This window comes from Streptomyces sp. NPDC093795 (assembly GCF_044764665.1).
Lineage (GTDB): Bacteria > Actinomycetota > Actinomycetes > Streptomycetales > Streptomycetaceae > Streptomyces.
Map to the genome: position 1 here is coordinate 111,510 of NZ_JBIWIO010000004.1, position 25,074 is coordinate 136,583.

Genomic DNA, 25,074 nt, shown 5'->3' on the forward strand with positions numbered 1-25,074 from the left:
GTGGCCCGGTGTCTAAGTGGGGCTATCGCTCAACCCGTCACCCCGCCCCCCCCCCCCCCCCCCCGGGGCCCCCCCCCCCCCCCCCCCCCCCCCCCCCCCCCAGATCCGCCCGCGCCCTGCCGCCTCTCCCACCCCGGACTGCCCCATGACTCTGCCCGACACCGCTGCCGACCCGGCCGGCGCCGACCGCACCTTCCAGGTGGATCTGCGCGGCCTCGTCGACCTCCTCTCCCACCACCTCTACTCCAGCCCTCGGGTCTACCTGCGCGAACTCCTGCAGAACGCGGTGGACGCGCTGACCGCCCGGCACGGCCTCGAACCGGGCACCCCCGCCGACTCCTTCGGCATCCGCGTGTACGCCGACGGCTCGGTGGTACGCGTCGAGGACGACGGCGTCGGTCTCACCGAGGCCGACGTGCACACCTTCCTCGCCACGATCGGCCGCAGCAGCAAGCGTGCGGAGCAGGTGGCGGAGCAACGCGCCGACTTCATCGGCCAGTTCGGCATCGGTCTGCTCTCCTGCTTCCTGGTGGCGGACGAGATCCACGTCCTGAGCCGCTCCGCCCGGACCCCCGACGCGCCGGCCGTCGAGTGGCGGGGCCGCGGCGACGGCAGCTACACCGTCCGCACCCTGCCCGCTTCCGCCCGGCCGCGGCCCGGCACCACCGTCACGCTGACGCCGCGCGCCGACGCGGGCGAGTGGACCCGGCCCGCGCAGGTGCACACGCTGGCGCGGCACTTCGGTTCCCTGCTGCGCCACCCGGTGACCTTCGACGACGGATCGGGCGGTCCGGACAGACCCGTCAACCCCGAGCCCGCACCGTGGACGCGTACGTACCCCACGCCGGGATCCCGCTCGCGCGCCCTGGCCGCGTACGGCACCGAGGTCTTCGGCTTCACACCCCTGGACACCATCGAGCTGGACCTGCCGGCCGTGGGCCTGAAGGGCATCGCGTGCGTGCTGCCCGAGGCGGTGCCGGCCGGGCGCCGCCACGGTCACCGCGTGCACGTCAAGGGCATGCTGCTGTCCGAGCAGGCCGAGGAGATCCTGCCCGAGTGGGCGTTCTTCGTCCGTTGTGTCGTCGACGCCGAGAGCCTGCGCCCAACGGCGTCCCGCGAGTCCCTGTACGAGGACGACACGCTCGCCGCCGTCCGCGACGCCCTCGCCGAGCGCCTGCGCGCGTGGATCGCCCGGGCCGCCGCCAGCGACCCCGACCTGCTCGCCCGCTTCCTCCAGGCCCACCATCTGGCCGTGAAGTCGCTCGCGGTGCACGACGACGAGATCCTGCGGATGCTGCTGCCCTGGCTGCCGTTCGAGACCACCGACGGGCACACCACTCTGGACGAGTTCGCGCGCACCCACCGCACGGTGCTCGTGACGTCGAGCGTGGAGGAGTTCCGGCAGGTCGCGGCGATCGCCTCGGCCGCCGGGCTCGGCGTCGTCAACGGCGGTTACACCTACGACCGTGAACTGGTCCACCGGCTGCCGGAGATCCGGCCGGAGGTGAGCGTCGCCGACCTCGACCCGGCGACTCTCACCGCCCATCTCGACCCTGTCGACCGGGAGACGGAACTGTCCGCGGCGGCGTACCTCGCCCTGGCGCGCGACGCCCTCGCCGTCTTCGACTGCGATGTCGCGCTGCGCACCTTCCAGCCCGCCTCCGCTCCCGCCCTCCTCGTCGACAGCCGCGAGGCCCGGCACGAGCGCACCCGCTCCCAGCTCGCCCGTGAGCAGGAGGGCGGTCTGTGGGGGGACATCCTCGGCGCCCTGCGCCAGGAGGCCCCGCGGGCGCAGCTGATCCTCAACCAGCTCAACCCGCTGGTCCGTACCGCCGTCGGCATCGACGAGCCCGAGCTGGCCCGCACCAGCGCCGAGGCCCTCTACGGGCAGGCCGCGCTGCTGTCCCGGCGACCGCTCAGGCCCGCCGAGTCGAGCCTCATCAACCGCTCCTTCCTCGACCTCCTCGCCCACGCCCTCCGCAAGGACAGCTGACGATGCCGACCGCACCCCATCCCCAGAACGCCGACGAGCTGTACCAGGCGCTCCGCGCGAACGACCGGCTCCCCTACGGCCGCACCCGCACCGTCACCGCCGAGGAACTGGTCGACACCGCCGAGCAGTTCGCGGATCCCGTGCCGCTCGTCCACGCGCTGCTCGAACTCCAGGAGGCGTACACCTACGGCTCCGAGCCCCGGAAGTCTCCCGTCGTCTTCGCCCGCCTGCTCACCCTCTTCGACGAGCAGCCCGACGTCTTCGACGAGCATCTGCGCCACATGCTGTTCTGGCGGTTCAAGTGGGTGGCCAACGCTCTGCGCGCGCTGCCCGAGGTCCCGCTGGCCGGCCTGCGCCAGTGGCTGACCGAGATGCGTGAGCGGTACGAGAAGGCCGGCCTCGGCCTCCAGCCCTACTACGGTCAGGCGTACCAGCTCGCCGCCCACCGCGGTGAGGACACGACCGTCGCCTACGAGCTGTGGGCGGGCCGGACCCGCACCCGGCTGAGCGACTGCGAGGCCTGCGAGATCTGCGAGCGCGCCCTCCACCACCTCGCGGGGGGCGACGACGAACGGGCGCTGCGCGCCTGGGAGCCGGTACTCGCAGGGAAGGAGTCCTGCCAGGAGGAGCCGGCCCGCTCCGTCTCGTACGCGCTGCTGCCCCTGCTGCGCACCGGCGGCACCGACCGGGCCCGCGAGCTGCACCTCGCCGGTTACCGCGCCTGCCGCCGCAACCCCTCGATGTCCGGGGAGGTCGGCCGGCACCTGGAGTTCTGCGCGCTGACCGGCAACGAGGCACGCGGCCTGGAACTGCTCGCGGAGAACCGGAACCTGTTCGACGAGGTCGCCTCGCCCCTGGACCAGCTCGACTTCCTCACCGGCGTCGAGGTCCTCCTGCGGCGTGTCGAGGCCCTCGGTCACGGCGAGCTGCCCGCCGCCGGATACCCGGGCCGCACCTGGACGGTGACCGGCCTGCGCGCCGAGGTGGGGGGCCGCGCCGACGACCTCGCCGCCCGTTTCGACGCGCGGAACGGCACCACGGCCCACGCCGACCGTCGCAGGGCCCGCCTCGACCGTGCCCCGCTCCTGGACGCGCTGGAACTGACCCTGCGTACCCGCGGCCTGGACGAGGTGGCCCTGGCCGCCCCCGTCGCCGCGCCCGCCCCACGCACGACCGCCGCCGAGCCCGAATCGCTGTCCGAACTCATCGTCCGGGCCAGGGCACTGGACGCGCAGGGCCACCCGGACGCGCGGGCCTGCTGGGAGCGCCTGCGTACCCTCGCCAGCGCCCGTGGATACGTCCACCCCGACGACCCGGCCGTCGGGCCGCTCGTACGGCTGCGCGCCGATCTGCTGGCCGACGAGGCGAGCCGGGCGGGCGACGACGAGGACTACGCTCTCGCCGCCGACCTGCACGAGGAGGCCGCGGGCCTGTACGAGGACGCGGGGGAGCCGGGTGACGCGGCGGTCTCCCGCGCCTCGGCCCTGCTCGCCTCCGCCGAGATCCCCGCGGAGGGCGCCGAGGAACCCGAGGCCAAGGTGGCCGCGCTCACCGCCGCCCACGAGGCCCTGGTCCGCCTGCACGAGGAGACGCCGGGCATCGCGCCGTACCAGGAGGCCCGTCTGCTGCGCGTACGGTCGACCGCGCTCGGCCTGCGCCTGCAGGCGTCGGGCAGCGAGGAGCACGTCGCGCCGGTCTTCGCCGAGGTGGACGCGCTGCACGCGTTCGCCACCCGGCACGACGTCGGCGGACAGGTCTCCGGCGCCCTGCTGATACGAGCCAGTACCTTCGCCCTCTCCGGCGACCTGCCCGCCGCGGTCACCGAGATCGACGGCCTCCTCGACCGGCTGAAGGCGCACGGCCCCGCCTGGCACCTGCCCCGTACGCTCGGGCTGCGCGGCCGGCTCCAGCTCGGCCTGCGGGACGCCGAGGCCGCGCGCGCGGACCTGGCCGAGGGCCTGCGCCTGGCCGCCGACTGGCCGGACGACGTGGTCGACACCGGCCGTCTCCACTCCGACCTGGCCGAGGCCTGCATGCACCTGGACCGCCCGGACGAGGCACTGCGGCACCTGACACGCTCCGCGGAGCTGGGGCTTCGCCGGGGCGACCGGACGGACGCGTTCTGCGCCTACGGCAACGCGGCCCAGCTCAGCCTGGACCTCGGCCGGATCGAGGACTGCATCGCCCTGCTCGACTCCCTCCTGGCCGAACCGGACGTCGCCGCCGGAGAGGTGGACGACCGGCTCGTCGCCCAGCTGCGCCTGACGCGCGCCCGTGCGCTGCACGCGGGGGAGGACCTCAAGGCCGCCACGGCGGAGTTCGTCGCTCTCGCCGCCGAGTCGGCCGGCTGGGACGACGACCCGGGGAGCCACGCCATGATCGCCGGGGAGACGGCCGTACTCCTCGGCGAGTCGGGCGACTTCGGCCGGGCCCGTGGGGCCGCGGACCAGGCGCTCGCCGCCCACGCCCGGGCCCCGCGCTACGAGCAGCTCAGCAACTGCCTGCGCGAACTGGCCCGCCTCCAGTGCCAGCAGCGGGGTCCCGAGGGGCTGCCGGACGCCCTCGCCTTCCTCGCCGACGCGGGCAAGGTCGCCGACGAGGCCCGTGCCACCGGCTACGAGGCCCGCGGCCGTTCCCTGGACACCGCCCTGGCCTACGAGTACGGGCGGGTGAACGCCTACGCCGGTGAGCACGAGGACGCCCTGACCGCCCTGGAGAAGGCCCTCGCCCTGCTCGGCGAGCCGGGGCCGGAGAACGACCGGGCGGGCGAGTGGGCCGAGTGCGTGCGGCTCGCGAGCGCCGTGGAGGGCGTCTCCCTGGAACGCCCCGCCCCCGCCCTGACCCGTCTCGACGCGGCGGTCTCCCGTCTGACCGCCCTGGGCCACACCGACGAGGCCGAGGCCCTGACCGCCCTGGCGGGCAGACTGCGCGACGAGTGAGGCTCCCCGCGCGGCGTGACGTGGACGTCCGCACGGCGACGCAGGTCACGGCGCCGGGCTATGGACAGGTCTCCCTCCTCACTGGTTAAGGTGCGCCGACAACCGGATGGGGAGGCAGCGTGGCTGGAAAGGACCCGATCGCCGAGGCCGTCGGCGACGCCGACGCGCTGTTCGTGCTGACGGCGGCGCTGCTCACGCCCGCGCGCTTCCCGAGCGTGCTCGGTGACGACTACCCGGCGGCCTGCGCGGCGCTCGGGCTCGAACCGTACGCGGACGGGTACGGGCTCGTGTTCGGCCAGGACGGGCTCGGGGCGCGCTGGACGGTCGTCGTCGACGACGTGTCGCTCGTCGCGGTGGCCATCTCGTCCTGGGACTGCGGCATGGCCTACGACCTCTCGCCCGCCGAGCACACGGTGGTGGCCGGGCTGCCCGGCTGGCCGCTCGACGTGGTGACCCGGGCGCCGGGTGTACCGGCTCCGCACGACCCCGACCCGGAGGAGGGCGATCCCGCCCCGCTCGTGCCGCCCTCCGGCGACGAGTGGGGACCCGCCCAGCGCCGCCTCGGCGCCGACCAGGTGGCCCTCCAGTGGGCGGCTTGGCGGGCCCAGGTGACCGACGGTTCAACGGCCGGGGAGCGGTCGGGGGGCCAGGCCGCCGACCCGGATTCCGTACCCGCCGGTGGTGCGGGCGTCCCCGCCGGTGGTGCAGGCATCCCCGCCGACAGTACGGCCGGCGCGCCGGGCGGGGACGGCCGTGACCCGTACGACGGCGTCCGCAGGGTGCTCGACGAACTCGGGGGCTATCTGGTGGAGCCGCCACCGGTCGGGCGGGTGCGGTCCGTCGCCGGTGCGGAAGGGGGCGGGCGGACGCTGCGCGTGGACGGCCCCGGCTGGTCGCTCGTGGCCCGGACGGACGACATGGCCTTCGTACTGCTCGACGAGCTGCCGAGCGAGGTGCTGCCGGTGGCCCGGGGCGCGCGGCTGCCCGCGCTCCTCGCGGGACTCGACGCCATGGCCGTACGCCCTTCCTGATCGACCGCTCGTCCGACGTCTTGTCCGGCGTCTTGTCCGACGTCCCGGGGGGATCCCCCATGGGACGAGGGTCCGAGGTGTGGTCCGGAACCATGGCCCGGTGGTGGGGGTGCGCCGCAGGATGTGGCGCCGCCCCTCGTTTCCCCGTCCCTCCGGAGGCCCACCATGCGCCTGTTCCCAGGCGTCTCCCTGTTCGCCGCGTTCCTGACAGGGGTCACCGTCCTCGCCCCCGCGAGTCCCGCCGGAGCCGAGGAGCGGACCGCCGCGCACTGTGCGCGCCAGGACGGGCTTCGGGTGCCCGGCGCAGAGCACCAGCGGTCGGTCTGCCTGGACGATCTGACGACCGCCGGACTCGCCGGCACCCCGTACACCGACACGGCGGACCAGGCCGGTCTCGCCGCCAAGGGGACCCGTAACCCGTCGGGGGTGCCGGGAGTCCAGGTCGACGGCTACTTCCCCGACGACTCGCGCCTCAACGCCACCCACGGCTGGGCCCATGACGCGCAGTTCGTCATCCGGCTGCCCGACCGATGGAACGGCGGGCTCGTCGTCACCGGCGCGCCGGGGACCCGGCGCCAGTACTCCACGGACGCGCTCATCTCCGACCAGGTCCTGGCCAGGGGCTTCGCCTACGCCGCCACCGACAAGGGCAACACCGGGCCGGACTTCTTCACCGACGGCCGGGGTCCGGGCGACGCGGTCGCCGAGTGGAACCGCCGGGTGACGGAGCTGACGCGGGCGGCCAAGCAGACCGTGCGCCGGCGGTACGGCCGGGCGCCGGAGCGCACGTACATGACCGGGATCTCCAACGGCGGCTATCTGACGCGCTGGCAGCTGGAGAACCGGCCCGAGCTGTACGACGGCGGCGTCGACTGGGAGGGCGTGCTGTGGACGTCGCGCGGCCCCAACCTCCTGACGAGCCTGCCGGTGACGGTGGCCAGGTCGCTCGGGCAGGCCTCCGACGAGGACATGGTCGCGGCGGGCTTCGCGCCGGGGTCGCGTTTCCTGTGGCCGTACCACGAGAAGGCGTACTGGGGGCTAACCCAGAAGGTCTTCCGGGCCGAGTTCGACCCCTCGTACGATCCGGCCTGTCCGGGTTCCACCGCCGGCGGGACCGTGGAGAAGATCTTCGCGCCCTGCGCCTCCGACGCCGCCTACGACTACGCCTCCCGGCCGGCGTCCGTGCACCGCGCGGTCGCGAAGGTCGCACTGACCGGGCGGATCGGCAGGCCGCTCGTCACGCTCCACGGCGACCTCGACACCCTGCTGCCCGTCTCCACCGACTCCGACGTGTACGCGCGGATGATCGACGCGCGGGGCCGGGGCGGGCTTCACCGGTACTACACGGTGCAGGACGGGACACACACCGACGGCCTGTACGACACGTATCCGGACCGGCTGCGTCCGATCCTGCCGTGCTACCGGTCCGCGTTCGACACCCTGACGCGCTGGGTCGAGGACGGTGTGGCACCGCCCGCCGACCGTACGATCGCGCGGCCCGCGAGCGGTGACCTCGTCAACTCCTGCGCGCTGGAGGAGTGAGCACGGGATCCGGTGGGCACGCGCGCGTGGCTCAGACCCTTTCCAGCGGGCGGTGCGGCCCCTCGGGCAGCTCGGCGCGGACCGGGTCGCCGGGTCGCACCTCCCCGCCGGTCAGGACCACTCCCATGATCCCGGCCTTGCGCACGATCTCGCCGTTCTCGTCACGGCCGAGGACCTGCTTGAGCAGACCGTGCCGGAAGTTGTCGATCTGTGCGCAGGGGTTGCGCAGTCCGGTGACCTCGACGACCGCTTCGGCGCCGAGGTACAGACGGGTGCCGGTGGGAAGCGCGAGGAGGTCGATCCCCCGGGTGGTGACGTTCTCGCCGAGGTCGCCGGGGGTGACGTCGAAGCCGGCGCCCGCCACCTCGTCGAAGAGCTCGGCGTGGATGAGGTGGACCTGACGCAGGTTGGGCTGGGTCGGGTCCTGGGCGACGCGCGAGCGGTGCTTGACCGTCACACCCGCGTGGACGTCGCCCTCCACGCCGAGCCCGGCGAGGAGGGTGATGCCCTCCCTGTTGGGCTTGGTGAACGAGTACGCGCCGTTGCTGCTGACCGTGGTGACCGTGCCGTCGCTCATACGAGGAGCTCCCCTTCTCCGCTTCCCGGCAGCCGGAGCCCCGGCCGCCGGACGTTGACCACCTCACGCGTGATCGTTCCCGAGCCTACTCGGCCCACTCGGAGCGCAGCGGCGCGCCCACCTCGTGCAGATGGCCGAGGGCCTGCCGGTACGAGTCGACGAATCCGGTCTCCGTGTACGGGACGCCCAGGGCGGCGCAGTGGGCCCGGACGGTCGGCTGGGCGAGGCGTAGATGGGGGCGCGGCATGCTCGGGAACAGGTGGTGTTCGACCTGGTAGTTGAGCCCGCCGAGGAACCAGTCGGTCAGGGCGCCGCCGCGGATGTTGCGCGAGGTGAGCACCTGGCGCCGCAGATGGCCCCAGCTGTCGCCGTCGGCGTGCTCGTCCGGCCGGTCCATGCCCTTGTGGTTCGGGGCGAAGGCCATGCCCAGGTGCACGCCGAACAGCATCTGGTGGACGAGGGCGAAGACCAGGGCCTGGGCGGGGGTGAGGAGGGTGAGGAGCAGGGCCGTGTAACCGGCGAAGTGGGCGAGGAGCAGCGCGCCTTCGACGAGCCGCTCGCGCCGGGTGCGGCAGGGGCCGTCCTTCGCCAGCAGGGCCTGGACCCCGTACACCTTGAGCGCGATGCCCTCCAGGGTCGTCAGCGGGAAGAACAGCCAGGCCTGGTGCCGGGTGAGGAACCCGCGCAGGCCTGTGCGGCCCGCCGTCTGGTGGTCGGCGAAGACGAGGATGTCGGCCGCGACGTCGGGGTCCTTGTCGAGGTGGTTGGGGTGGGCGTGGTGGCGGTTGTGCTTGTCGTTCCACCACTCGCGGCTCATGCCGAGGAGGAGGTTGGCGTGGACGAGCTGGACGGCCCGGCTGATCTTGCGGTTCGCGGTGATCTGGGCGTGGCCCGCGTCGTGGGCGACGAAGGCGACCCGGGCCGAGAGCAGCGCGAGGGGTACGGCGAGCGCGAGCGCCCACCAGGAGGGGCCGATCAGGGCGAGACCGGTCACCACGGCGGCGATGCCGAGGAGGTTGACGGCGATGCCGCGGGCGTACCAGCCGGGGCGGTGTTCGAGGAGGCCCTGTTCCCTCACCGTCCGCAGGAGCGGGGTGAACTCACTGCCGCCCCTGGCTCGGGCGGGCGCCGCGGCGGGGGCGGCGGCCGGGGGCAGGACGGTGGCCTGGGACATGGCGGGGGCTCCGGTTTCTGTCGGCTTTCGGCGGTCGGATCCGGTGAGGGTGGTGACGGGTCAGTCGGTGACAGTTCCGTCGGCGACGGCTCGGCCGGTGACGGTTCGGTCGGTGACCGTTCGGTCGGTGAGCGCCTGTGCCGAACGTACGGATTCGTGATCGTCCGGGGCCATGGCGTCACCACCCCGGCCGGTTGGGGGGCGGGCCCGGGGCCGGGGGTAGGGGGAGCCCCACCCCTCCGGGCCTGTGGCGCGGATCACGTGCTGCGGGTGCGCTCGGAATCCTTCCGCCGAGGTATCCTCGGCCGCTCAGTCTTCAGGTAGTCAAATTTGAGGAATGCGTTGTCGCTGTCGTACGGACCCGATGATTCCGCCCGCGTACCTGCTCGTGAAGCCACTCGGGAGCCCTTCCTCGGGCTCACCCGCCACTCCGCCGTCTTCCTTCCCGCAGAGCCGCCGCGCGCCGGCCGGATCGCCTTCTGGTCACCGGACGGCGAGACACTGCCTGACTTCGCCTCAGGCGCCGGGGATCTCGCCCCGGCCAGTGCCGAGATCACGGTCGTGGACGGCGCCGGCCTCCGCCCCGTGACCGTCCCCGCCTTCACCCTCTCCGTACGGGACGCTCTGCCGCTGCTCGCCCGCGCGCGGTTCTCCGCCACCGCGTCCCCCGCGACCGCGTTCTGGGGAGCCGCCTCGCTCCTCGCCCTGGACTTCGCCGCTCGCGGTCTGCTGCTGCCCGGCCTCACCTCCGACGACGTCGACGCGTGGCGCGCCGGTCCGCTGGGCCCCGAGGAGCTGGCCCCGCTGCGTACGCTCGCCGCCTCGATGCCGCCCGCGGCCCACGCCGTACCGCTCTCTCCGGACGAGCCGCTGCTGCTTCCGGACCCCGAGGCGCTGCTCCGGGCCTTCGCCGACGCGGTCGCGGACACCCTCCCCCGTACCCCCGCGGCTCCGCTCGCCGCCGACGGCCCCGCCTTCGCGGCCGACGAGCCGCAGCGGATTCCCGAGCAGCGGACGTGGGCGGCCGACGTGGCGGCGGTGCACGACGCGGGGATCCGGCTGTCGCTCCGGCTCGAACTCCCCGGCTTCACCGCCGAGTCGGAGGAGGCGCCGGCGTTCCGCGCGGTGCTGCAGCTGCACGCCGTCGCCGACCCGACGCTGGTCGCGGACGCGGCGGAGGTGTGGGCGGGCTCCGGCCGGACCGGCGCGGCCTTCGGCCCCCGGGTCCGGATGGACGTCCTGCTCGCGCTCCGGCGGGCCGCGCGCGCGTGGGCCCCGCTGGCGCCGCTCCTGACGGCCGCGGTGCCCGACACCGTCGAACTCGTCGACGAGGAGGTCGCGGAGCTGCTCGGCGCTGCCGGCCGGAACCTCGCCGCGGCGGGCGTCCAGGTCCACTGGCCACGCGAACTCACCGACCGGCTCACCGCCGCCGCGGTGATCGGCCCGGTGGGCACGGACGCGCCCGGAGGGAACGACGGCTCGGGTGGGTCCCGGTCCGGCGGGCAGCCCGAGGGGGCCGGGGCCGACGACCTCTCGGGCATCCGGTCCGCCGGGACACCCGGCGATGCCTGGTCGGCCGAGGGCGCCCTGTCCGCCGGGGAGTTCGCAGGCTCCCGCTCCGCGCTGCCCTCCTTCCTCTCCGCCGATGCCCTGCTCGGCTTCCACTGGCGCTTCGCCGTCGGCGATCAGGAGCTGACCAGGGCCGAGTTCGACCGGCTCGCCGAAGCCGGGCGGCCCCTCGTACGCCTGCGGGACCGCTGGGTGCTCGTCGACCCCACCGAGGTACGCCGCGCCCGTGACCAGCAGGACCGCAAGGTCACACCGGTGGACGCCCTCTCCGCCGTGCTCACCGGCTCCACCGAGGTCGACGGCCGGCTCGTCGAGGTGGCGGCGACCGGCTGGCTGGAGCGCCTGCGGGAGCGCCTCGCCGACCCCGAGGGCGGCCGTCCAGAGGTGTCCCAGCCGCCCGCGCTCGCCGCGAACCTCCGCGACTACCAGCTGCGCGGGCTCGACTGGCTGCACCGGATGACCTCCCTCGGCCTCGGTGGCTGCCTCGCCGACGACATGGGGCTCGGCAAGACGATCACGGTGATCGCGCTGCACCTGCACCGTCAGTCCGACCCGGCGGCCGCGGGGCCGACCCTCGTCGTCTGTCCGACCTCCCTCATGGGCAACTGGCAGCGGGAGATCGAGAAGTTCGCGCCCGGCACGCCGGTGCGCCGCTTCCACGGCGCCACCCGTGACCTGGAGGACCTCCCCCACGGCGGTTTCGTCCTCACCACGTACGGCACGATGCGACTCGACGCGGCACGACTCGCCGCGCGGAGCTGGGGACTCGTCGTCGCGGACGAGGCGCAGCACGTCAAGAACCCGTACTCGGCGACCGCCAGGCAGCTGCGGACCATCGGCGCACGCGCGCGCGTGGCGCTGTCCGGCACTCCGGTGGAGAACAACCTCTCCGAGCTGTGGGCGATCCTCGACTGGACGACGCCGGGGCTCCTCGGCAGTCTGGGCGCGTTCCGGACCCGCTTCGCCGCCGCCGTGGAAGGTGGCGGGGACCCGGCCGCCGCCGCGCGACTCGCCGCGCTCGTCCGCCCGTTCCTGCTGCGGCGCCGCAAGTCGGACCCCGGCATCGCACCCGAGCTGCCGCCGAAGACGGAGACGGACCGGGCCGTGTCCCTGACACCGGAACAGGCCGCTCTGTACGAGGCGGTGGTGCGGGAGACGCTGGCGGCGATCTCCGAGGCCGACGGCATGGCGCGGCGCGGCCTGGTCGTGAAGCTGCTGACCGGTCTCAAGCAGATCTGCAACCACCCGGCGCAGTACCTCAAGGAGGAACAGCCGAGGATCGAGGGGCGTTCGGGCAAGCTGGAGCTGCTCGACGAGCTGCTCGACACGATCCTCGCCGAGGGCGCGTGCACCCTGGTCTTCACGCAGTACGTGGGGATGGCCAGGCTCCTGGAGGCGCACCTCGCCGCGCGGGGCGTGCGGACGCAGTTCCTGCACGGCGGGACACCGGTCGCCGAGCGCGAGGCGATGGTCGCCCGCTTCCAGGACGGGGAGGTACCGGTCTTCCTGCTCTCCCTGAAGGCGGCCGGTACGGGGCTCAACCTCACCCGCGCGGAACATGTCGTGCACTACGACCGCTGGTGGAACCCGGCCGTGGAGGCCCAGGCCACCGACCGCGCGTACCGGATCGGGCAGGACCGGCCTGTGCAGGTCCACCGGCTGATCGCCGAGGGGACGATCGAGGACCGGATCGCGACCATGCTCGACCGCAAGCGGGAGCTGGCGGACAGCGTCCTCGGAACGGGCGGGGACGCGCCGTCGGAACTGACCGAACTGACCGATGCCGAACTGGCGGAGCTGGTGCGACTGCGAGGGGACGAACGATGAGCGAGTACGGACACGGGGACGAGGAGCGTACGTTCGCGGCGCTGCCGCCGGCGCAGGGTGGGGCCTTCACCCGGACCTGGTGGGGGCGGGCGTGGCTCAAGGCCCTTGAGGACACCGCGCTCGACGGCCAGCAGCTCAAGGCGGGCCGCAGGCACGCGCGCGCGGGGGCGGTGGGTGCCATGTCGGTACGCCCCGGCCGCATCACGGCGGTGGTCAAGGACCGCGACGGCACTCCGTACCGCGGTGACGTCCTGGTGCGGGAGTTCTCGGAGGAGGAGTGGGAACGGCTCCTCGACCTCGCCGTGGACAGCGCCGGCCACATCGCGGCACTCCTCGAACGGGAGATGCCGCCGCACCTGGTGGAGGACGCGGCGGCGGCCGGGCTCGACCTGCTGCCGGGGATCGGTGACCTCGATCCGGAGTGCGGCTGCGAGGCCTGGGACCACTGTCCGCACACGGCGGCGCTCTGTTACCAGGTGGCGCGTCTGATCGACGAGGACCCCTTCGTCCTGCTGCTCATGCGGGGGCGCGGCGAGCGCACGCTCCTCGACCAGCTGCAGTCGCGCAGCGCTTCACGTGCCGCGGGTGGTGGCCCGGAAGGGGACGACACGCCCGGCGAGGGGACTGACCAGGGTGTCGGCGGCATGCGCGGCGTGTCGGCCGAGGAGGCGTACGCGGCGGAGTTCCTGCTGCCGCCGCTGCCCGCTCCCCCGGTCGCGCCTGACGCGCCCGGCCGGTCACCGTCCCTCGACACGGAGACGGAGCCGGCGCCCGGGGTCGACCCGGCGGCACTGGAGTTCCTCGCGTCGGACGCGGCGGCCCGCGCGCACCGGATGCTCGCTGAGGCGCTGGGGGCTGCTCCGGCGTCGGTTTCGGGTTCGACTTCCGCGTCGGCGTCGGTTTCGGGTTCGACTTCCGCGTCGGCGTCGGTTTCGGCTTCCGCGTCGGTTTCGGCTTCCGCGTCGGTTTCGGCTTCCGCGTCGAGTTCGGCGTCGGCTTCGGTTACGGCGTCTCTGGAGCCGCGTCTGACGGCCGCTCAGGACGCCGTGCGGCTCGCGGTGGACTCCCCCGCACCCTGGATCGCGGCACGGCTCGCCGCGGGTTCGGGCCGCACGCGGGCGGAGCTCGACCTGGCCACGCGCGCGTGGCGGTTCGGTGGCGCCGCCGCCCTCGCCGTACTGGAGGAGGAGTGGACGCCGGACGCCGAGACCCTCGCCCGGGCCGGGGCCCGGCTCGTGGAGGCCTGGGAGGACGACGAACAGCCGGTGCTGCGGCGGGCGGGCGGCGCCCGGTGGACGGCCGTGGGCGCGGAGGCGCAGCTGCGGCTCGGCAAGGACGGGCGCTGGTGGCCGTACCTCAAGTCCGGTGCCCGCTGGTCCCCCGCGGGTCCGCCGGACCGTGATCCGGCGACGGCTCTCGCCACGGCCCTCGCCGCCGGTGCTACAGGAGCGGCCGACTGAGCTTGCCGCCGGTGGCGGAGGGAGCGGCCAGGCTGCAGGCGACGGTGTCCGAACCGAGGAGGTAGCTGGTTCGGTACGGGTACTGGACGAAGGTGGTCCAGCGCGTACCGAGCGGCTGCAACGCGGCCTTGCGGCGCAGCGGTTCGCGGCACAGCAGGGTGGCCGCTTCACGGACCGCCGAGTCGGTGGCGTGGACGCCGGTCAGCCGGAGCCGGACGACGAGTTCGGCGTTGTGCGGCGTGTCGCAGGAGCGCCGGAGGGCGGTGCCCGGCGCGTCGCGGTCGATGTCGAAGCAGTCCCCGACGCGCAGCGCCTCGAAGGAGACGGGCCGGGCCGGTGAGCCGCCGTGCGTCGCGGTGGCGGTCGGCCGACGTGTGGGGGCAGTGCTTCCCGTACGGGAGGGGGTCGGGGACACACCTGTGACGCTGCCGTCGGGGCCGCTGGAGGGGCGGGTAGTGGGGTCGACGGGCTCGGTGGGGGCCGGTGCGCCGGAGACGGTGGCGTCGGGCGTCGCGGTGCCGTCCGCCGGCGTGTCGTCCTTCGCCATGTCGTCCGCCGGTGTGCCGTCCGCGCGGGTGTCGGGTCCGCCGTCGGCCCCGCCCCGCGTGTCGGTCGCCGCTCCGTCGGCCGAGGGGGTGGTCGCCCCGCCGTCGCCCGCGGGCGACGGCACGCCTACCCGGTCGACGCCCGGCCGGCCGTCGGTGGCGAGTCCCTGCTCGGTCCCGCCCCCAGCCGCCAGGAACGCGCCCGCCACCAGGGCGCCCACGAGCAGCGGGACGAGCGGCACGCCGAACCACCGCGCGCGCGGCACGTTCGGCACGGGCCGGGGCGCGTCGAGCCGCTCGAGGCGCGACGACCACCCGGACTCGGAGCCGACGGGCGCGACGGAGGCGTCGCCCTTGACCGACGCGTCAGCGGCGTCGAGCACTTCGGGCGAGGCGGGCGGCCCGGACGTGTCGGACAGGTCGGGCGCACCGTGCGAGGCGGGTGCGCCCGGGCGGCGGTCCGGCGGTGGGGTGGTGGGTGACGGGTGTGGCACGGGGTCCAGATTCGCCCGTCGGCGGGCGCGCGGCCACCCTTTTTCGGGGGATGACCGCGGCCCGTACAGAACCGTGACAATCGCCGGCCCCGCTTCGGCCCGTCGCCACCGCCACCGCTGCCGCCCCGTCATGTGTTCTCCCTACAGACCGAGCTGACGCTCCGCGCCCTCGACCGTCTGGGCGAGGAGCACGGCGATGGTCATGGGCCCGACACCACCGGGTACCGGGGTGATGAGGGAGGCGCGCTCGGCGGCCGACGCGAAGTCGACGTCGCCGACGTTGCCCGGGTTGTAGCCGGCGTCGATGACGACGGCCCCGGGCTTGATGTCGGCTCCCTTGATGAAGTTCGGCTTGCCGACGGCGGCCACGAGGATGTCGGCCTCGCGGACGACGGAGGAGAGGTCCTCGGTGCGGGAGTGGCAGTAGGTGACGGTGGCGTCGCGGCCGAGGAGGAGCAGGCCGGCCGGCTTGCCGAGGATCGCGCTGCGGCCGACGACGACGGCGCGCTTGCCGCGGGGTTCGACGTCGTAGGCGTCGAGGAGGCGCATGATGCCGCCGGGCGTGCAGGAGACGAAGCCGGGCAGTCCGAAGCCCATGGCGGCGAAGGATGCCATGGTGACGCCGTCGACGTCCTTGGCGGGGGCGATGGCCTCGAAGGCGGCGCGCTCGTCGATGTGGGGGCCGACCGGGTGCTGGAGCAGGATGCCGTGGACCTCGGGGTCCTCGGAGAGCGCGGTGATCGCGGCTACGAGTTCCTCGGTCGTCGTGGCGGCGGGCAGCTCGACGTGGCGGGAGCGGATCCCGGCCTTGGCGCAACGGTTCTGCTTCATCTTCACGTACGTCACGGAGGCCGGGTCCGCGCCGACGAGGACGGTCGCGAGGCACGGGGTGACGCCGGTACGACGGGTGATCTCGGCGGCGCGGGCAGCGGTCTCCTCGACCGTACGGCGGGCGAGGGCCGTGCCGTCCATGAGGGTGGCGGTGCTGGTGGACATGGCGACTCCTGGGCTTCGTCTCTGACGGGTGGTTCGCCCAGGCGCACGGCATCGGTACGGGCCCGCCGCTGGGCGCACTCCCGCCGGACCGCTCCCCGGTGGTGATCCACCTCAAGCGCCAGTCACGGCCCGGGGCCACTCTACGTGAGGTTCGGGGGGTCACTTCCTGACGGGTGCACACCTGGACGACACCGCCTGACGCCATCATGGCTTGCAATGGCACCATCATGGTGCCACTATCTGTCCATCGGCTGCGCCACGGCGCTACGCGGATCGCATTTTGCCCCGGCTTGGGGCTACTTGACGCTTTTACCAGTGGCGCCACCCGTGGCGCCGCAAACGCCAGCACCCCTGACGGCAGGCGAGGACGGCGTTCCGCCCCTCGTCACTCTTCACGGAGGACACATGCAGCAGCACGACCCGTCGACCCGACCCGAGACCGCGGAACCCGTCACGCTCCCCACGCAGCGCACGCCCGGCTGCCCCTTCGACCCGCCCGCCGATCTCGGCGTGCTGCGCGAGCAGCGCCCGCTGGCCCGGATGACGTACCCCGACGGTCACGTCGGCTGGCTCGCCACCGGCTACTCCACGGTCCGCGCCATCATGGGCGACCCCCGCTTCAGCTCGCGGTACGAGCTGATGCACTACCCCTTCGCCGGCGGGCCCGACGGCCCCCTGCCGCCCGCGCCCGTCGGTGACATGACCGGGATGGACGCGCCCGAGCACACCCGTTTCCGGCGCCTCCTCATGGGGAAGTTCACCGTCCGCCGGATGCGGCGGCTCTCCGAACGCGTGGAGGAGATCACCACCGAGCATCTGGACGCCATGGGGCGCCGCGGCCCCGGAGCGGACCTCGTCGAGGCCTTCGCCCGCCCTCTCCCCGCCCTGGTGATCTGCGAGCTGCTCGGGGTGCCCTACGCCGACCGGGAGCGCTTCCAGAACCACGCCCACACCATCATGGACATGGACGCCGCGCCCGAGGAGCGGTACGCCGCCCACGTCGGACTCCAGGAGTACATGGCCGAGTTGGTCGCCGCCAAGCGCGCCGTACCCTCCGACGACCTGCTCGGCGACCTGGCCCGGGACTCCGATCTCCCCGACGAGGAGCTGATCGGCGTCGGGGGATTCCTGCTCGCCGCCGGGCTCGACACCACCGCCAACATGATCGCCCACGGTACGTTCGCGCTCCTCACCCACCCGGAGCAGGCCGAGGCCCTGCGTGCGGACCCGGACCTCGCCCCGGGGGCCGTCGAGGAGCTGATGCGCTATCTGACCGTCGCCCACACCGGCATCAAGTCCGCACTCGAGGACGTCGAGCTGGACGGCCAGGTCATCAGGGCGGGCGAGAGCGTCACCCTGTCCCTCGAGGCCGCCGACCGCGACCCGGAGCGGTTCCCGGATCCGGACGTCCTCGACCTGCGCCGCAAGGCGACGGGGCATCTGGGCTTCGGGCACGGCATCCACCAGTGCCTCGGCCAGCAGCTGGCCCGCGTCGAGATGACGGTCGCGCTGCCGGCGCTGCTGACGCGGTTCCCCACGCTGCGGCTCGACGTGCCGGCCGAGGAGGTCCCGCTGCGGACGAACATGAACATCCACGGCGTGCACCGGCTGCCGGTGACCTGGGACGAGGCCTGACCTCCATGGAGATCCGCGTCGACCGCGACCGCTGCCTCGGGGCCGGAATGTGCGCCCTGACCGCCCCGGAGGTCTTCGACCAGGACGAACAGGAGGGCCGGGTCCTCCTGCTCGACGCCCGGCCGCCGCGGGAGCTGGACGCGGCGGTCCGTATCGCCGCCGGTGCCTGCCCGGCCTCGGTCATCACCGTCACACCGCGGGCCCCCTCCCGCCATTGAAGGACCGTCTCGCGGGCCGACCGCACCCACGTGCCCCCCCCTCACGCACGCGGACGTGCGGCGGGCTCCTGGTCGGCCGTGGGGGCCCGCCGCTCCGCGTCGGGTTGCGTGGTGGCTCCCGGCCCCCGTCCGGCACGCCGTCGCTCGGCCCCTCCCCGCTCGATCATGCCGAGGGCCACCCCGGCGACGATGATCGCGCCGCCCGTCACCTGGGCGAGCCGGATCGACTCACCGTTGATGACGACGGCGCCGATGACGCCGAAGACAGGCACCAGGTTGAGGATGTCGACCGCGACGCTCGACGCCATCCGGCGCAGGCCGTAGTTGTAGAGCAGGAATCCTCCGACCGAGCACCCCACGGCCAGGTAGACCAGCAGGGAAGAAGGTCATCGGTCCGATGTGAGACCGGCGCGAGGGACCGTCCCGACCTCTCGCGGCGGGCCCTCCCGGCCTCAGGAAACGCCCCGCGGGCGGAACTGGACGCTGATGCGGGGCCCGACCGCGCGGCTCGTCTTCGGGATCGCGTGGTCCCAGGTGCGCTGACAGGATCCGCCCATCACGACGAGGTCGCCGTGGCCGAGCGGGAGCCGGAGCGCCACGGGTCCGCCGCCGCGGGGGCGGAGCGCGAGGTCGCGCGGGTCGCCGAGGGAGAGGATGGCGACCATCGTGTTCCGCGTGGAGGAGCGGCCGGTCCGGTCGCCGTGCCAGGAGACGCTGTCGCGCCCGTCGCGGTAGAGGCAGAGGCCGGCGGAGACGAAGGGTTCCCCCAGCTCGGACGCGAAGTGGGCGTCGAGGGCGGAACGGGCCTCGTCGAGGGCGGGGTGCGGGAGGGGCGCGCCCTCCCGGTAGTACGCGAGGAGACGGGGTACGGCGACCACGTCGTCGTACATCCTGCGCTCCTCGGCACGCCAAGGCACCCGCTCGACCAGCTCCTCGAACAGCGCGTCGGCGCCCTGGAACCAGCCCGGCAGATGGTCGATCCAGGCCCCGCCGTCGAGCGCGGTCCGCCTGATCCCGTCCAGCGGACCGGGCCGGGGGTCGTCGCCCTGGTCGAACAGGGAGCCCTGGAGGCCGGGGAGCGGCCGTGGTGCGGTCATGGTCCCAGCGTAACCGTAAACCGAACACACGCTCGAATCGCGGCTCTGGGTCGCGACGGGTCACGACGCCCTCGCGGTGCGCACGGTACGCACCGTCCGGGCGGCCCGCCGCGACCCGCCGACGCCGGGATCACGGCAGGGGCGTACCGCCTGTCGCGTTGACGATCTCGCCGGTGATGTAACTCGCCCGGGGCGAGGCCAGGAAGACGTACGCGGGGGCCATCTCCGCCGGCTGGGCGGCCCGGCCCAGCGGCGACTGGGCGCCGAAGTCCTTCGTGTCCGGCATCGTCGCCGGGATCAACGGTGTCCACACCGGGCCGGGCGCGACCGCGTTCACGCGGATGCCGCGCTCCGCGAGCATCTGCGCCAGACCGTGCGTGAAGGAGATGATCGCCGACTTCGTCATCGCGTAGTCGAGGAGGTGCGGGCTGGGCTGGTATCCCTGCACGGAGGTCGTGTTGATGATGGAGCCGCCGCGCGGGATATGGGGCACGGCCGCGCGGGAGAGCCAGAACATTCCGTAGAGGTTCGTCTTCATCACCCGGTCGAACTGCTCCGTGGTGATGGCCTCGATGCCGTCCGGCTGAGCCATCTGGTAGGCGGCGTTGTTGACGAGGACATCGATCCGGCCGTGTTCGCTCACCGTGCGGTCGATCAGGTCCGCGCACTGGCTCTCGTCACGGAGGTCGCACAGGACGGGCAGGGCCTTGCGTCCCGCCTCCTGGACCAGACGCGCGGTCTCCCTGGCCTCCTGCTCCTCCTCGGGGAGGTAGGTGAAGACGATGTCCGCGCCTTCCCGTGCGAAGGCCAGGCACACGGCCCTGCCGATCCCGGAATCGCCGCCGGTGACCACCGCCACCCGGTCGACGAGCACGTCGTGACCGCGATACGAGTCCTCGCCGTGGTCGGGGCGGGGGCTCATCTCCTCGGTCGAGCCGGGGTGGTCCTGTTCCTGGTCGGGGAGAGGGGGGCGGGGGTGGCCGGTCACCGGGTCGGGGCCATGTGCTTGTTCCTGAGGGGGCATCGGGACCTCCGTGGTGCTGTGCTGTGCCGCTCTGCGCTGTGCCGTGCTGGTGTCGTGCGTCGATCGCCTCAGGAGGAGGCCGGGTACGGCACCGACTTCAGGCGGCGGGCGAGGTGGGCGGTGTTGGCCGCCAGGGTCGCGGTCGTGGCCTCGGTCTTCTCCGGGGTCTTCTCGAGGTCCAGGTAGTCGGTCCCCTGCATGGCTTCACCGACCCAGTAAGTGACGGCGTTCGGGGCGAGGGAGAAGCCGACGTCGTTGAGCCCCTGGAAGAGGTCGGCGCTCACCTTGTGCGCCCCGTCCTCGTTGCCCACGACGCAGACCGCCGCGACCTTGCCGTAGGTGAGCATCCGGCCTTCCTCGTCGGTCTCGGAGATCTCGGCGTCCAGCCGTTCCATCACCCGCTGGGCGATGCTCGACGGATGCCCGAGCCAGATCGGGGTCGACAGGACGAGGATGTCGCAGCCGAGGATCGTGTCCCTGATCTCGGGCCAGGCGTCCCCTTCACCCATGTCGGCCTTCACGCCGGGGCGTACGTCGTGGTCGGCGATCCGGATGATCTTGCCGCTCACGCCGTGGTCGCTCAGGGCGGCCATGGTCTGCTCGGCCAGGAGCTGCGAGCTGGAGGCAGCCGGGGAGGGGGAAAGGGTGCAGACCAGGGCGACTGCGCGCAGAGGGGTCGTTTCAGTGGTGTCCATGGCCACCCCTCTACCCCCGACCCGCGTCCCTATCTCACCTTTCTGCGTACTCCGGTCCGGAGGGCGATGCCGGGGTGGGCCAGGCGGCCGTCTCCTGGGCGCGCGCGGGGCGCGGTGGCCGAATAGTGCCGTATAGAGCGGGTAGGCGATTTGTTGCTCGTCGCCCGGACAGACGGGGTGTCGGGCGGGGCATCCGCCACCGCCATCGCCCCGAGGACAGGAGCCTTCGATGACCCCGCTCAGCACGAGCACCCCGGAAGCAGCCACCGCCGGCCCTCGCCTCGTCGCGGGGCGCGGTGACCTCTCGGGCGCCGTGGAGAGGGCCCTGCGGACCGGCCGGCCGCCGGCGTACACCGAGGGGAGCGTCCGGCGGGCGGACCCCTGGGGCGAGGATCTGCACCTCGCGCTGTACCTGCTGTACGAGCTCCACTACCGGGGCTTCGAGGGCGTCGACGACGACCGCGAGTGGGATCCGGACCTGTTGCGGCTGCGGCGGGAACTGGAGGAACGTTTCCTGCACGCGCTGCGCGGCGCGCTCGCCGACGCGCCCCGATCCGTCGAGGAGGCGTTCGCGCCGCTGCTCGTCGAACCGGTCGATCCGGCCGAGAGCGTCAGCCGCCACCTGGAGACCGCGGGCGAGCTCTGGCAGCTGCGCGAGTACGCGGCGCTGCGCTCCCTCTACCACCTCAAGGAGGCGGACCCGCACGCCTGGGCCATCCCGCGGCTGACCGGACGGGCCAAGGCCGCGATGGTGGCCGTCGAGTACGACGAGTTCGGCGCCGGTCACGCCGACCGCATCCACGCGCGGCTCTTCGCGGACCTCATGACCGACCTCGGCCTCGACACGTCCTACGGCCACTACCTGGACCACGCCGACGCCCCGCTCCTCGCGACCGTCAACCTCATGTCCCTGTTCGGCCTGCACCGGGCCCTGCGTGGGGCGCTCGTCGGCCACTTCGCCTGTGTCGAGGTCACCTCCTCGCCCGGCTCCCGCCGGCTCGCCAAGGCCATGCGGCGCTGTGACGCGGGGCCGGCCGCCGAGCGGTTCTACACCGAGCACGTCGAAGCCGATGCCGTCCACGAACAGATCGTGCGGCGCGAGGTGATCGGTGGGCTCCTCGTCGACGAACCCGCGCTCGAACCGGACATCGCCTTCGGGTGCGCGGCGACCGTCCTGCTCGAGGACAGGCTCGACGCGCACATCCTCGATGCCTGGACGGCGGGCCGTTCCGCTCTGCGCTGCCCCTTGCCGAGCCTGGACCCGCACCTGGACCCGAGGGGCTGACGGTGGCCGGCCTCGACGCCTTCGCCGACGTGCTCGACTACCCGATGTACGTCGTGACGACGGCGGCCGGGGGCGAGCAGGCGGGCTGCCTGGTGGGCTTCGCCTCGCAGTGCTCGATCGACCCGCCCCGCTTCATGGTGTGGCTCTCCAAGGCCAACCGCACCTACCGCGTCGGGCGCCGTGCCTCCCACCTCGCGGTCCACACCCTGCGGCCCGAGCAGCGGGGGACGGCCGAGCTGTTCGGGGGGCGGACCGGCGACGACGTCGACAAGTTCGGCCGGGTGGCCTGGTGGCCGGGGGAGGGAGCCGTCCCCGTCCTGTCCGACTGCTGCGCCTGGTTCGTGGGCCGGGTGCGGGAACGCGTCGACGGTGGGGACCATGTCGGCTTCCTGCTGGCTCCCGTCGCGGAGAGCCCGTCCGGCCCGGTGCGGCCACCACTCCTCCGGTTCGGCGACGTCGTGGACCTCTCCCCCGGCCACCCGGCCTGAGACCACCGTGGGTGGCGACCCGGGTGTTGCCGTAGGGCAGGTCGCTGTGGACAGCGGCCCGGGGGTTTGCCGTCGGGCAGGCCCCCGTGGTCAGCGGCCCGGGGGTTTGCCGTCGGCAGGCCCCCGTGGTCAGCGGCCCGGGTGTTCCCCAGGGTGCTCTCCCGGGTGTTCGCCCGGGCCGTCCCGCAGGGGGGCCAGTGGGGTGGGTGAGAGGTCGGTCGTCTCCTCCCCCGGTTCGAGCAGGGTGTCCGCCGCGCCGACGATGAGCGGATCGGGCGTGCCGACCGCCTGCGGGTCCTTGCTCGCGTAGTCGATCCGGGCCAGCAGGCTGCGCATGGCCTCCAGCCGGCCCCGCCGCTTGTCGTTGCTCTTGACCACGGTCCACGGCGCGTGCTCGGTGTCCGTCTCCCGGAACATCGCGACCTTGGCCGTGGTGTAGTCGTCCCAGCGGTCGAGCGAGGCGAGGTCGGTGGGCGAGAGCTTCCACTGCCGTACGGGGTCGACCTGGCGGATGGCGAAGCGGGTGCGCTGCTCGGAGCGGGAGACGGAGAACCAGAACTTCACGAGGTGGATGCCGTCCTCGACCAGCATGCGTTCGAACAGGGGGCACTGGTGGAGGAACAGCTGGTACTCCTCCTCCGTGCAGAAGCCCATCACCCGCTCGACTCCCGCCCGGTTGTACCAGGAGCGGTCGAAGAACACGATCTCGCCGGGGGCCGGCAGCGGGGCCACGTACCGCTGGAAGAACCACTGCCCGGCTTCTCGCTCGGTCGGCTTGTCGAGGGCGACGATCCGGGCGCCGCGCGGATTGAGCCGCTCGGTGAACCGCTGGATGGTGCCGCCCTTGCCGGCGGCGTCCCGGCCCTCGCACAGCACCACGATCCTGGCGCCGGTGTCCTTCGCCCAGCGCTGCAGCTTGAGCATCTCGATCTGCAGGATCCGCTTCTGCCGCTCGTACTCGGCACGGCGGACCTTCCTGGGGTACGGGTAGTTCTCCCGCCAGGTGCGGATGGGGTCGCCGGTGGCGCTCAGCAGGACGGGCTGCTCGGGCCTGCTGATGTCCACGCTGAGGCCTGCGAGCAGGTCCTGCTCAGGGACCTGGGCCCGATTCTCCTCCGGGACATCGCCGTCGCCGCCGGCACCGTTCATGTCCACCATCCGTCGCCCCGCTCCACTCGCCCGCTCGGTCCGACATCCTCGTACCCACGGATCCCGCGCTCACCGCGTCCGGGCGTGACCGGGAGTACGCGGGGCAGACGGGATACATGACTGTGCCCAAGTCTCTCGTCCTCGTCCTCGACTCCACCGACCCGGAACCCCTGGCGCGGTTCTACGCGGCGCTCCTGGACGCCACCGTGGAGCCCCACGGCGGCGACCCCGACCTGCTGCTCGTCTCCGGCCCTTCCGGTGCGATGCTCGGGATCCGCCGTGACCTCGGGCAGGCGCCCCCCAGCTGGCCCCGTCCCGAGGACGCCCAGCAGGCCCACCTGGAGATCCTGGTGGCCCCCGACGCCCTCGACGAAGCGGAACGCGAGGCGGTCTCGCTCGGCGCGCGGCCCGTCGCGGCCGTGCGCGACGGCACCCGGACCGACCGGCGCACGGACCTGCGCCGCTACACGGACCCGGCAGGTCACTCGTTCGTCCTGGCCACGACGTCCCCGGTCCAGGCCGTTCCGCCTGTCCCCCGCCAGCGGCGGTCCTGAGCGCGGGCGGAGGCGCGGCGACCCTGAGCACGGGCGGAAGGCGTGGCGCCCTGCCTCCTCCTCGTGGGGGAGGCAGGGCGGCCGGCTCCGACGCCGAGACACTCGTCGGGTCTCGTCGGGCTGCCTACCTGTCGCGCTTGTCGGGGTCCAGGGAGTCGCGGACGCCTTCGGCGCGCTCACGGGCCGAGTCGGCCGCCTCTCGGGCCTTGCCCTTCATCTGGTCCGTCTTGCCTTCCGCCTCCAGGCGCTTGTTGCCCGTGGCCTTGCCCGCGGCCTCCTTGAGCTTGCCCTTTGCCTTGTCCGAGCCCTTGCCTGCCATGACGTAATGCCCCTTTCCTGTGGATGGGTTCCAGGTGACACGCTAGGCAGACTCCGTGGATCCCGCGCGTCGACCGGTCACCCTCCGCACGCGTTTGAGGCGGCCGGGACGGGACAGACGCTGAGCGCGTCACAGCGCCCCGTCGGCCGAGCCGCCGGGTGCGTCCCGATCCGCGAGAAAGGCGATCATGATCACATCCACCTTGGCAGCCGCGCCCGTCCTCACGCCCGGGCCCGCTCTCGCGTCGGCCGGATCCAACGCCGTGTGGTTCGCCGTGGCCATCGGCGCGGTGGTTGTCCTCCTGCTTCTCGCCGCGTTCTGGTGGGGCAGCCGCCGGGTCGCGCGTCGGCGCCGCTCCGTGGGTGACCCGACCCAGGCGGCGGGCCGCCCGGGGAGTGACTCGTGGACCACACCGGAGCACGACCGGGACCTCGGCGACTCGCAGCGCTGACGTCGGGCGCGG

At 73.5% G+C, this 25,074-nt stretch carries 22 protein-coding genes and 1 riboswitch; of the genes, 12 read left to right on the forward strand and 10 right to left on the reverse strand.

The genetic code is table 11. The features are described from left to right. Window positions 1-145: 145 nt before the first annotated feature. The 4 genes from ACIRB7_RS12795 (at window position 146) to ACIRB7_RS12810 (ending at window position 7,505) form a co-directional block, all read left to right on the forward strand. Complete coding sequence (locus tag ACIRB7_RS12795; protein ID WP_403596512.1) at window positions 146-1,993, forward strand: HSP90 family protein; 1,848 nt, start codon at window positions 146-148, stop codon at window positions 1,991-1,993. Window positions 1,994-1,995: 2 nt separating this feature from the next. Continuing rightward, complete coding sequence (locus tag ACIRB7_RS12800) at window positions 1,996-4,932, forward strand: hypothetical protein (protein WP_403596515.1); 2,937 nt, start codon at window positions 1,996-1,998, stop codon at window positions 4,930-4,932. A 119-nt stretch (window positions 4,933-5,051) separates the two neighbouring features. After that, complete coding sequence (locus ACIRB7_RS12805; protein WP_403596518.1) at window positions 5,052-5,963, forward strand: hypothetical protein; 912 nt, start codon at window positions 5,052-5,054, stop codon at window positions 5,961-5,963. A gap of 165 nt (window positions 5,964-6,128) precedes the next feature. Next, entirely contained in the window at window positions 6,129-7,505 is a 1,377-nt protein-coding gene (locus tag ACIRB7_RS12810) for a tannase/feruloyl esterase family alpha/beta hydrolase (protein ID WP_403596520.1), read from the forward strand. A 31-nt stretch (window positions 7,506-7,536) separates the two neighbouring features. On the opposite strand, the gene ACIRB7_RS12815 is transcribed toward ACIRB7_RS12810, so the two are convergent. Both ACIRB7_RS12815 and ACIRB7_RS12820 read right to left on the reverse strand, forming a co-directional pair. Next, window positions 7,537-8,082: an MOSC domain-containing protein gene (locus tag ACIRB7_RS12815; protein WP_403596523.1), complete on the reverse strand. Its 546-nt coding sequence runs from the start codon at window positions 8,080-8,082 to the stop codon at window positions 7,537-7,539. Window positions 8,083-8,167: 85 nt separating this feature from the next. Further along, window positions 8,168-9,256 carry a fatty acid desaturase family protein gene (locus ACIRB7_RS12820; protein WP_403596525.1) on the reverse strand — a complete coding sequence of 363 codons (1,089 nt, stop codon included), beginning with the start codon at window positions 9,254-9,256 and terminating at the stop codon, window positions 8,168-8,170. Window positions 9,257-9,598: 342 nt separating this feature from the next. Here ACIRB7_RS12820 and ACIRB7_RS12825 point away from each other — a divergent pair, with 342 nt between their 5' ends. Both ACIRB7_RS12825 and ACIRB7_RS12830 read left to right on the forward strand, forming a co-directional pair. Continuing rightward, entirely contained in the window at window positions 9,599-12,652 is a 3,054-nt protein-coding gene (locus ACIRB7_RS12825; protein WP_403596528.1) for a DEAD/DEAH box helicase, read from the forward strand. Then, a complete protein-coding gene (locus tag ACIRB7_RS12830; protein WP_403596531.1) occupies window positions 12,649-14,112 on the forward strand; it encodes an SWF or SNF family helicase in 1,464 nt (487 codons plus the stop codon). The genes ACIRB7_RS12825 and ACIRB7_RS12830 overlap by 4 nt, the downstream gene beginning before the upstream one ends. On the opposite strand, the gene ACIRB7_RS12835 is transcribed toward ACIRB7_RS12830, so the two are convergent. Next, window positions 14,093-15,151, reverse strand: a complete 1,059-nt coding sequence (locus tag ACIRB7_RS12835) for a hypothetical protein (RefSeq protein WP_403596533.1) — start codon at window positions 15,149-15,151, stop codon at window positions 14,093-14,095. The two genes, ACIRB7_RS12830 and ACIRB7_RS12835, sit on opposite strands and share 20 nt — an antisense overlap. A gap of 141 nt (window positions 15,152-15,292) precedes the next feature. Continuing rightward, a complete protein-coding gene (locus tag ACIRB7_RS12840; protein WP_403596536.1) occupies window positions 15,293-16,147 on the reverse strand; it encodes a bifunctional 5,10-methylenetetrahydrofolate dehydrogenase/5,10-methenyltetrahydrofolate cyclohydrolase in 855 nt (284 codons plus the stop codon). 28 nt (window positions 16,148-16,175) lie between these two features. Then, window positions 16,176-16,283: riboswitch (ZMP/ZTP riboswitch) on the reverse strand. Window positions 16,284-16,552: 269 nt separating this feature from the next. Between ACIRB7_RS12840 and ACIRB7_RS12845 the strand changes: the two genes are divergently transcribed. Together ACIRB7_RS12845 and ACIRB7_RS12850 are read left to right on the forward strand one after the other, a co-directional pair. Continuing rightward, entirely contained in the window at window positions 16,553-17,782 is a 1,230-nt protein-coding gene (locus ACIRB7_RS12845; RefSeq protein ID WP_403596538.1) for a cytochrome P450, read from the forward strand. A gap of 5 nt (window positions 17,783-17,787) precedes the next feature. Further along, complete coding sequence (locus ACIRB7_RS12850; RefSeq protein WP_403596541.1) at window positions 17,788-18,000, forward strand: ferredoxin; 213 nt, start codon at window positions 17,788-17,790, stop codon at window positions 17,998-18,000. Window positions 18,001-18,041: 41 nt separating this feature from the next. Here the strand turns inward: ACIRB7_RS12850 and ACIRB7_RS12855 are convergent, their stop codons facing one another. The 4 genes from ACIRB7_RS12855 to ACIRB7_RS12870 all read right to left on the reverse strand — a co-directional run bounded on the left by ACIRB7_RS12855 (window position 18,042) and on the right by ACIRB7_RS12870 (window position 20,816). Continuing rightward, window positions 18,042-18,377 carry an EamA family transporter gene (locus ACIRB7_RS12855; protein ID WP_403597655.1) on the reverse strand — a complete coding sequence of 112 codons (336 nt, stop codon included), beginning with the start codon at window positions 18,375-18,377 and terminating at the stop codon, window positions 18,042-18,044. Between the two features lie 75 nt (window positions 18,378-18,452). Further along, window positions 18,453-19,097 (reverse strand): alpha-ketoglutarate-dependent dioxygenase AlkB, encoded by a 645-nt coding sequence (locus ACIRB7_RS12860; RefSeq protein ID WP_403596544.1) that lies wholly within the window; start codon window positions 19,095-19,097, stop codon window positions 18,453-18,455. A gap of 130 nt (window positions 19,098-19,227) precedes the next feature. Beyond that, complete coding sequence (locus tag ACIRB7_RS12865) at window positions 19,228-20,121, reverse strand: SDR family oxidoreductase (protein WP_403596546.1); 894 nt, start codon at window positions 20,119-20,121, stop codon at window positions 19,228-19,230. A gap of 68 nt (window positions 20,122-20,189) precedes the next feature. Next, complete coding sequence (locus ACIRB7_RS12870) at window positions 20,190-20,816, reverse strand: flavodoxin family protein (RefSeq protein ID WP_403596549.1); 627 nt, start codon at window positions 20,814-20,816, stop codon at window positions 20,190-20,192. Window positions 20,817-21,045: 229 nt separating this feature from the next. On the opposite strand from ACIRB7_RS12870, the gene ACIRB7_RS12875 reads away from it, so the two are divergent. Then, window positions 21,046-22,101, forward strand: coding sequence for an iron-containing redox enzyme family protein (locus tag ACIRB7_RS12875; protein ID WP_403596552.1), 1,056 nt, complete (start codon window positions 21,046-21,048; stop codon window positions 22,099-22,101). Window positions 22,102-22,103: 2 nt separating this feature from the next. Beyond that, entirely contained in the window at window positions 22,104-22,589 is a 486-nt protein-coding gene (locus ACIRB7_RS12880; protein WP_403596554.1) for a flavin reductase family protein, read from the forward strand. A 129-nt stretch (window positions 22,590-22,718) separates the two neighbouring features. On the opposite strand, the gene ppk2 is transcribed toward ACIRB7_RS12880, so the two are convergent. Further along, window positions 22,719-23,738, reverse strand: a complete 1,020-nt coding sequence (gene ppk2 / locus ACIRB7_RS12885) for a polyphosphate kinase 2 (protein ID WP_403597658.1) — start codon at window positions 23,736-23,738, stop codon at window positions 22,719-22,721. A gap of 116 nt (window positions 23,739-23,854) precedes the next feature. Here ppk2 and ACIRB7_RS12890 point away from each other — a divergent pair, with 116 nt between their 5' ends. Continuing rightward, the gene (locus ACIRB7_RS12890; RefSeq protein WP_403596557.1) at window positions 23,855-24,292 is read left to right on the forward strand and encodes a VOC family protein; all 438 of its coding nucleotides are present in this window, start codon (window positions 23,855-23,857) and stop codon (window positions 24,290-24,292) included. 124 nt (window positions 24,293-24,416) lie between these two features. On the opposite strand, the gene ACIRB7_RS12895 is transcribed toward ACIRB7_RS12890, so the two are convergent. Next, window positions 24,417-24,611, reverse strand: coding sequence for a CsbD family protein (locus ACIRB7_RS12895; RefSeq protein ID WP_351215515.1), 195 nt, complete (start codon window positions 24,609-24,611; stop codon window positions 24,417-24,419). Window positions 24,612-24,798: 187 nt separating this feature from the next. On the opposite strand from ACIRB7_RS12895, the gene ACIRB7_RS12900 reads away from it, so the two are divergent. Further along, window positions 24,799-25,062, forward strand: coding sequence for a DUF6479 family protein (locus ACIRB7_RS12900; protein WP_403596560.1), 264 nt, complete (start codon window positions 24,799-24,801; stop codon window positions 25,060-25,062). Window positions 25,063-25,074 lie beyond the last annotated feature (12 nt).

Bases quoted from the DNA above. Each gene is read 5' to 3' on its own strand.
- ACIRB7_RS12795 (WP_403596512.1), top strand. From the start codon at position 146: ATGACTCTGCCCGACACCGCTGCCGACCCGGCCGGCGCCGACCGCACC.
- ACIRB7_RS12800 (WP_403596515.1), top strand. From the start codon at position 1,996: ATGCCGACCGCACCCCATCCCCAGAACGCCGACGAGCTGTACCAGGCG.
- ACIRB7_RS12810 (WP_403596520.1), top strand. From the start codon at position 6,129: ATGCGCCTGTTCCCAGGCGTCTCCCTGTTCGCCGCGTTCCTGACAGGG.
- ACIRB7_RS12815 (WP_403596523.1), bottom strand. From the start codon at position 8,082: ATGAGCGACGGCACGGTCACCACGGTCAGCAGCAACGGCGCGTACTCG.
- ACIRB7_RS12820 (WP_403596525.1), bottom strand. From the start codon at position 9,256: ATGTCCCAGGCCACCGTCCTGCCCCCGGCCGCCGCCCCCGCCGCGGCG.
- ACIRB7_RS12830 (WP_403596531.1), top strand. From the start codon at position 12,649: ATGAGCGAGTACGGACACGGGGACGAGGAGCGTACGTTCGCGGCGCTG.
- ACIRB7_RS12840 (WP_403596536.1), bottom strand. From the start codon at position 16,147: ATGTCCACCAGCACCGCCACCCTCATGGACGGCACGGCCCTCGCCCGC.
- ACIRB7_RS12845 (WP_403596538.1), top strand. From the start codon at position 16,553: ATGCAGCAGCACGACCCGTCGACCCGACCCGAGACCGCGGAACCCGTC.
- ACIRB7_RS12850 (WP_403596541.1), top strand. From the start codon at position 17,788: ATGGAGATCCGCGTCGACCGCGACCGCTGCCTCGGGGCCGGAATGTGC.
- ACIRB7_RS12860 (WP_403596544.1), bottom strand. From the start codon at position 19,097: ATGACCGCACCACGGCCGCTCCCCGGCCTCCAGGGCTCCCTGTTCGAC.
- ACIRB7_RS12865 (WP_403596546.1), bottom strand. From the start codon at position 20,121: ATGCCCCCTCAGGAACAAGCACATGGCCCCGACCCGGTGACCGGCCAC.
- ACIRB7_RS12870 (WP_403596549.1), bottom strand. From the start codon at position 20,816: ATGGACACCACTGAAACGACCCCTCTGCGCGCAGTCGCCCTGGTCTGC.
- ACIRB7_RS12875 (WP_403596552.1), top strand. From the start codon at position 21,046: ATGACCCCGCTCAGCACGAGCACCCCGGAAGCAGCCACCGCCGGCCCT.
- ppk2 (WP_403597658.1), bottom strand. From the start codon at position 23,738: ATGAACGGTGCCGGCGGCGACGGCGATGTCCCGGAGGAGAATCGGGCC.
- ACIRB7_RS12890 (WP_403596557.1), top strand. From the start codon at position 23,855: ATGACTGTGCCCAAGTCTCTCGTCCTCGTCCTCGACTCCACCGACCCG.
- ACIRB7_RS12895 (WP_351215515.1), bottom strand. From the start codon at position 24,611: ATGGCAGGCAAGGGCTCGGACAAGGCAAAGGGCAAGCTCAAGGAGGCC.
- ACIRB7_RS12900 (WP_403596560.1), top strand. From the start codon at position 24,799: ATGATCACATCCACCTTGGCAGCCGCGCCCGTCCTCACGCCCGGGCCC.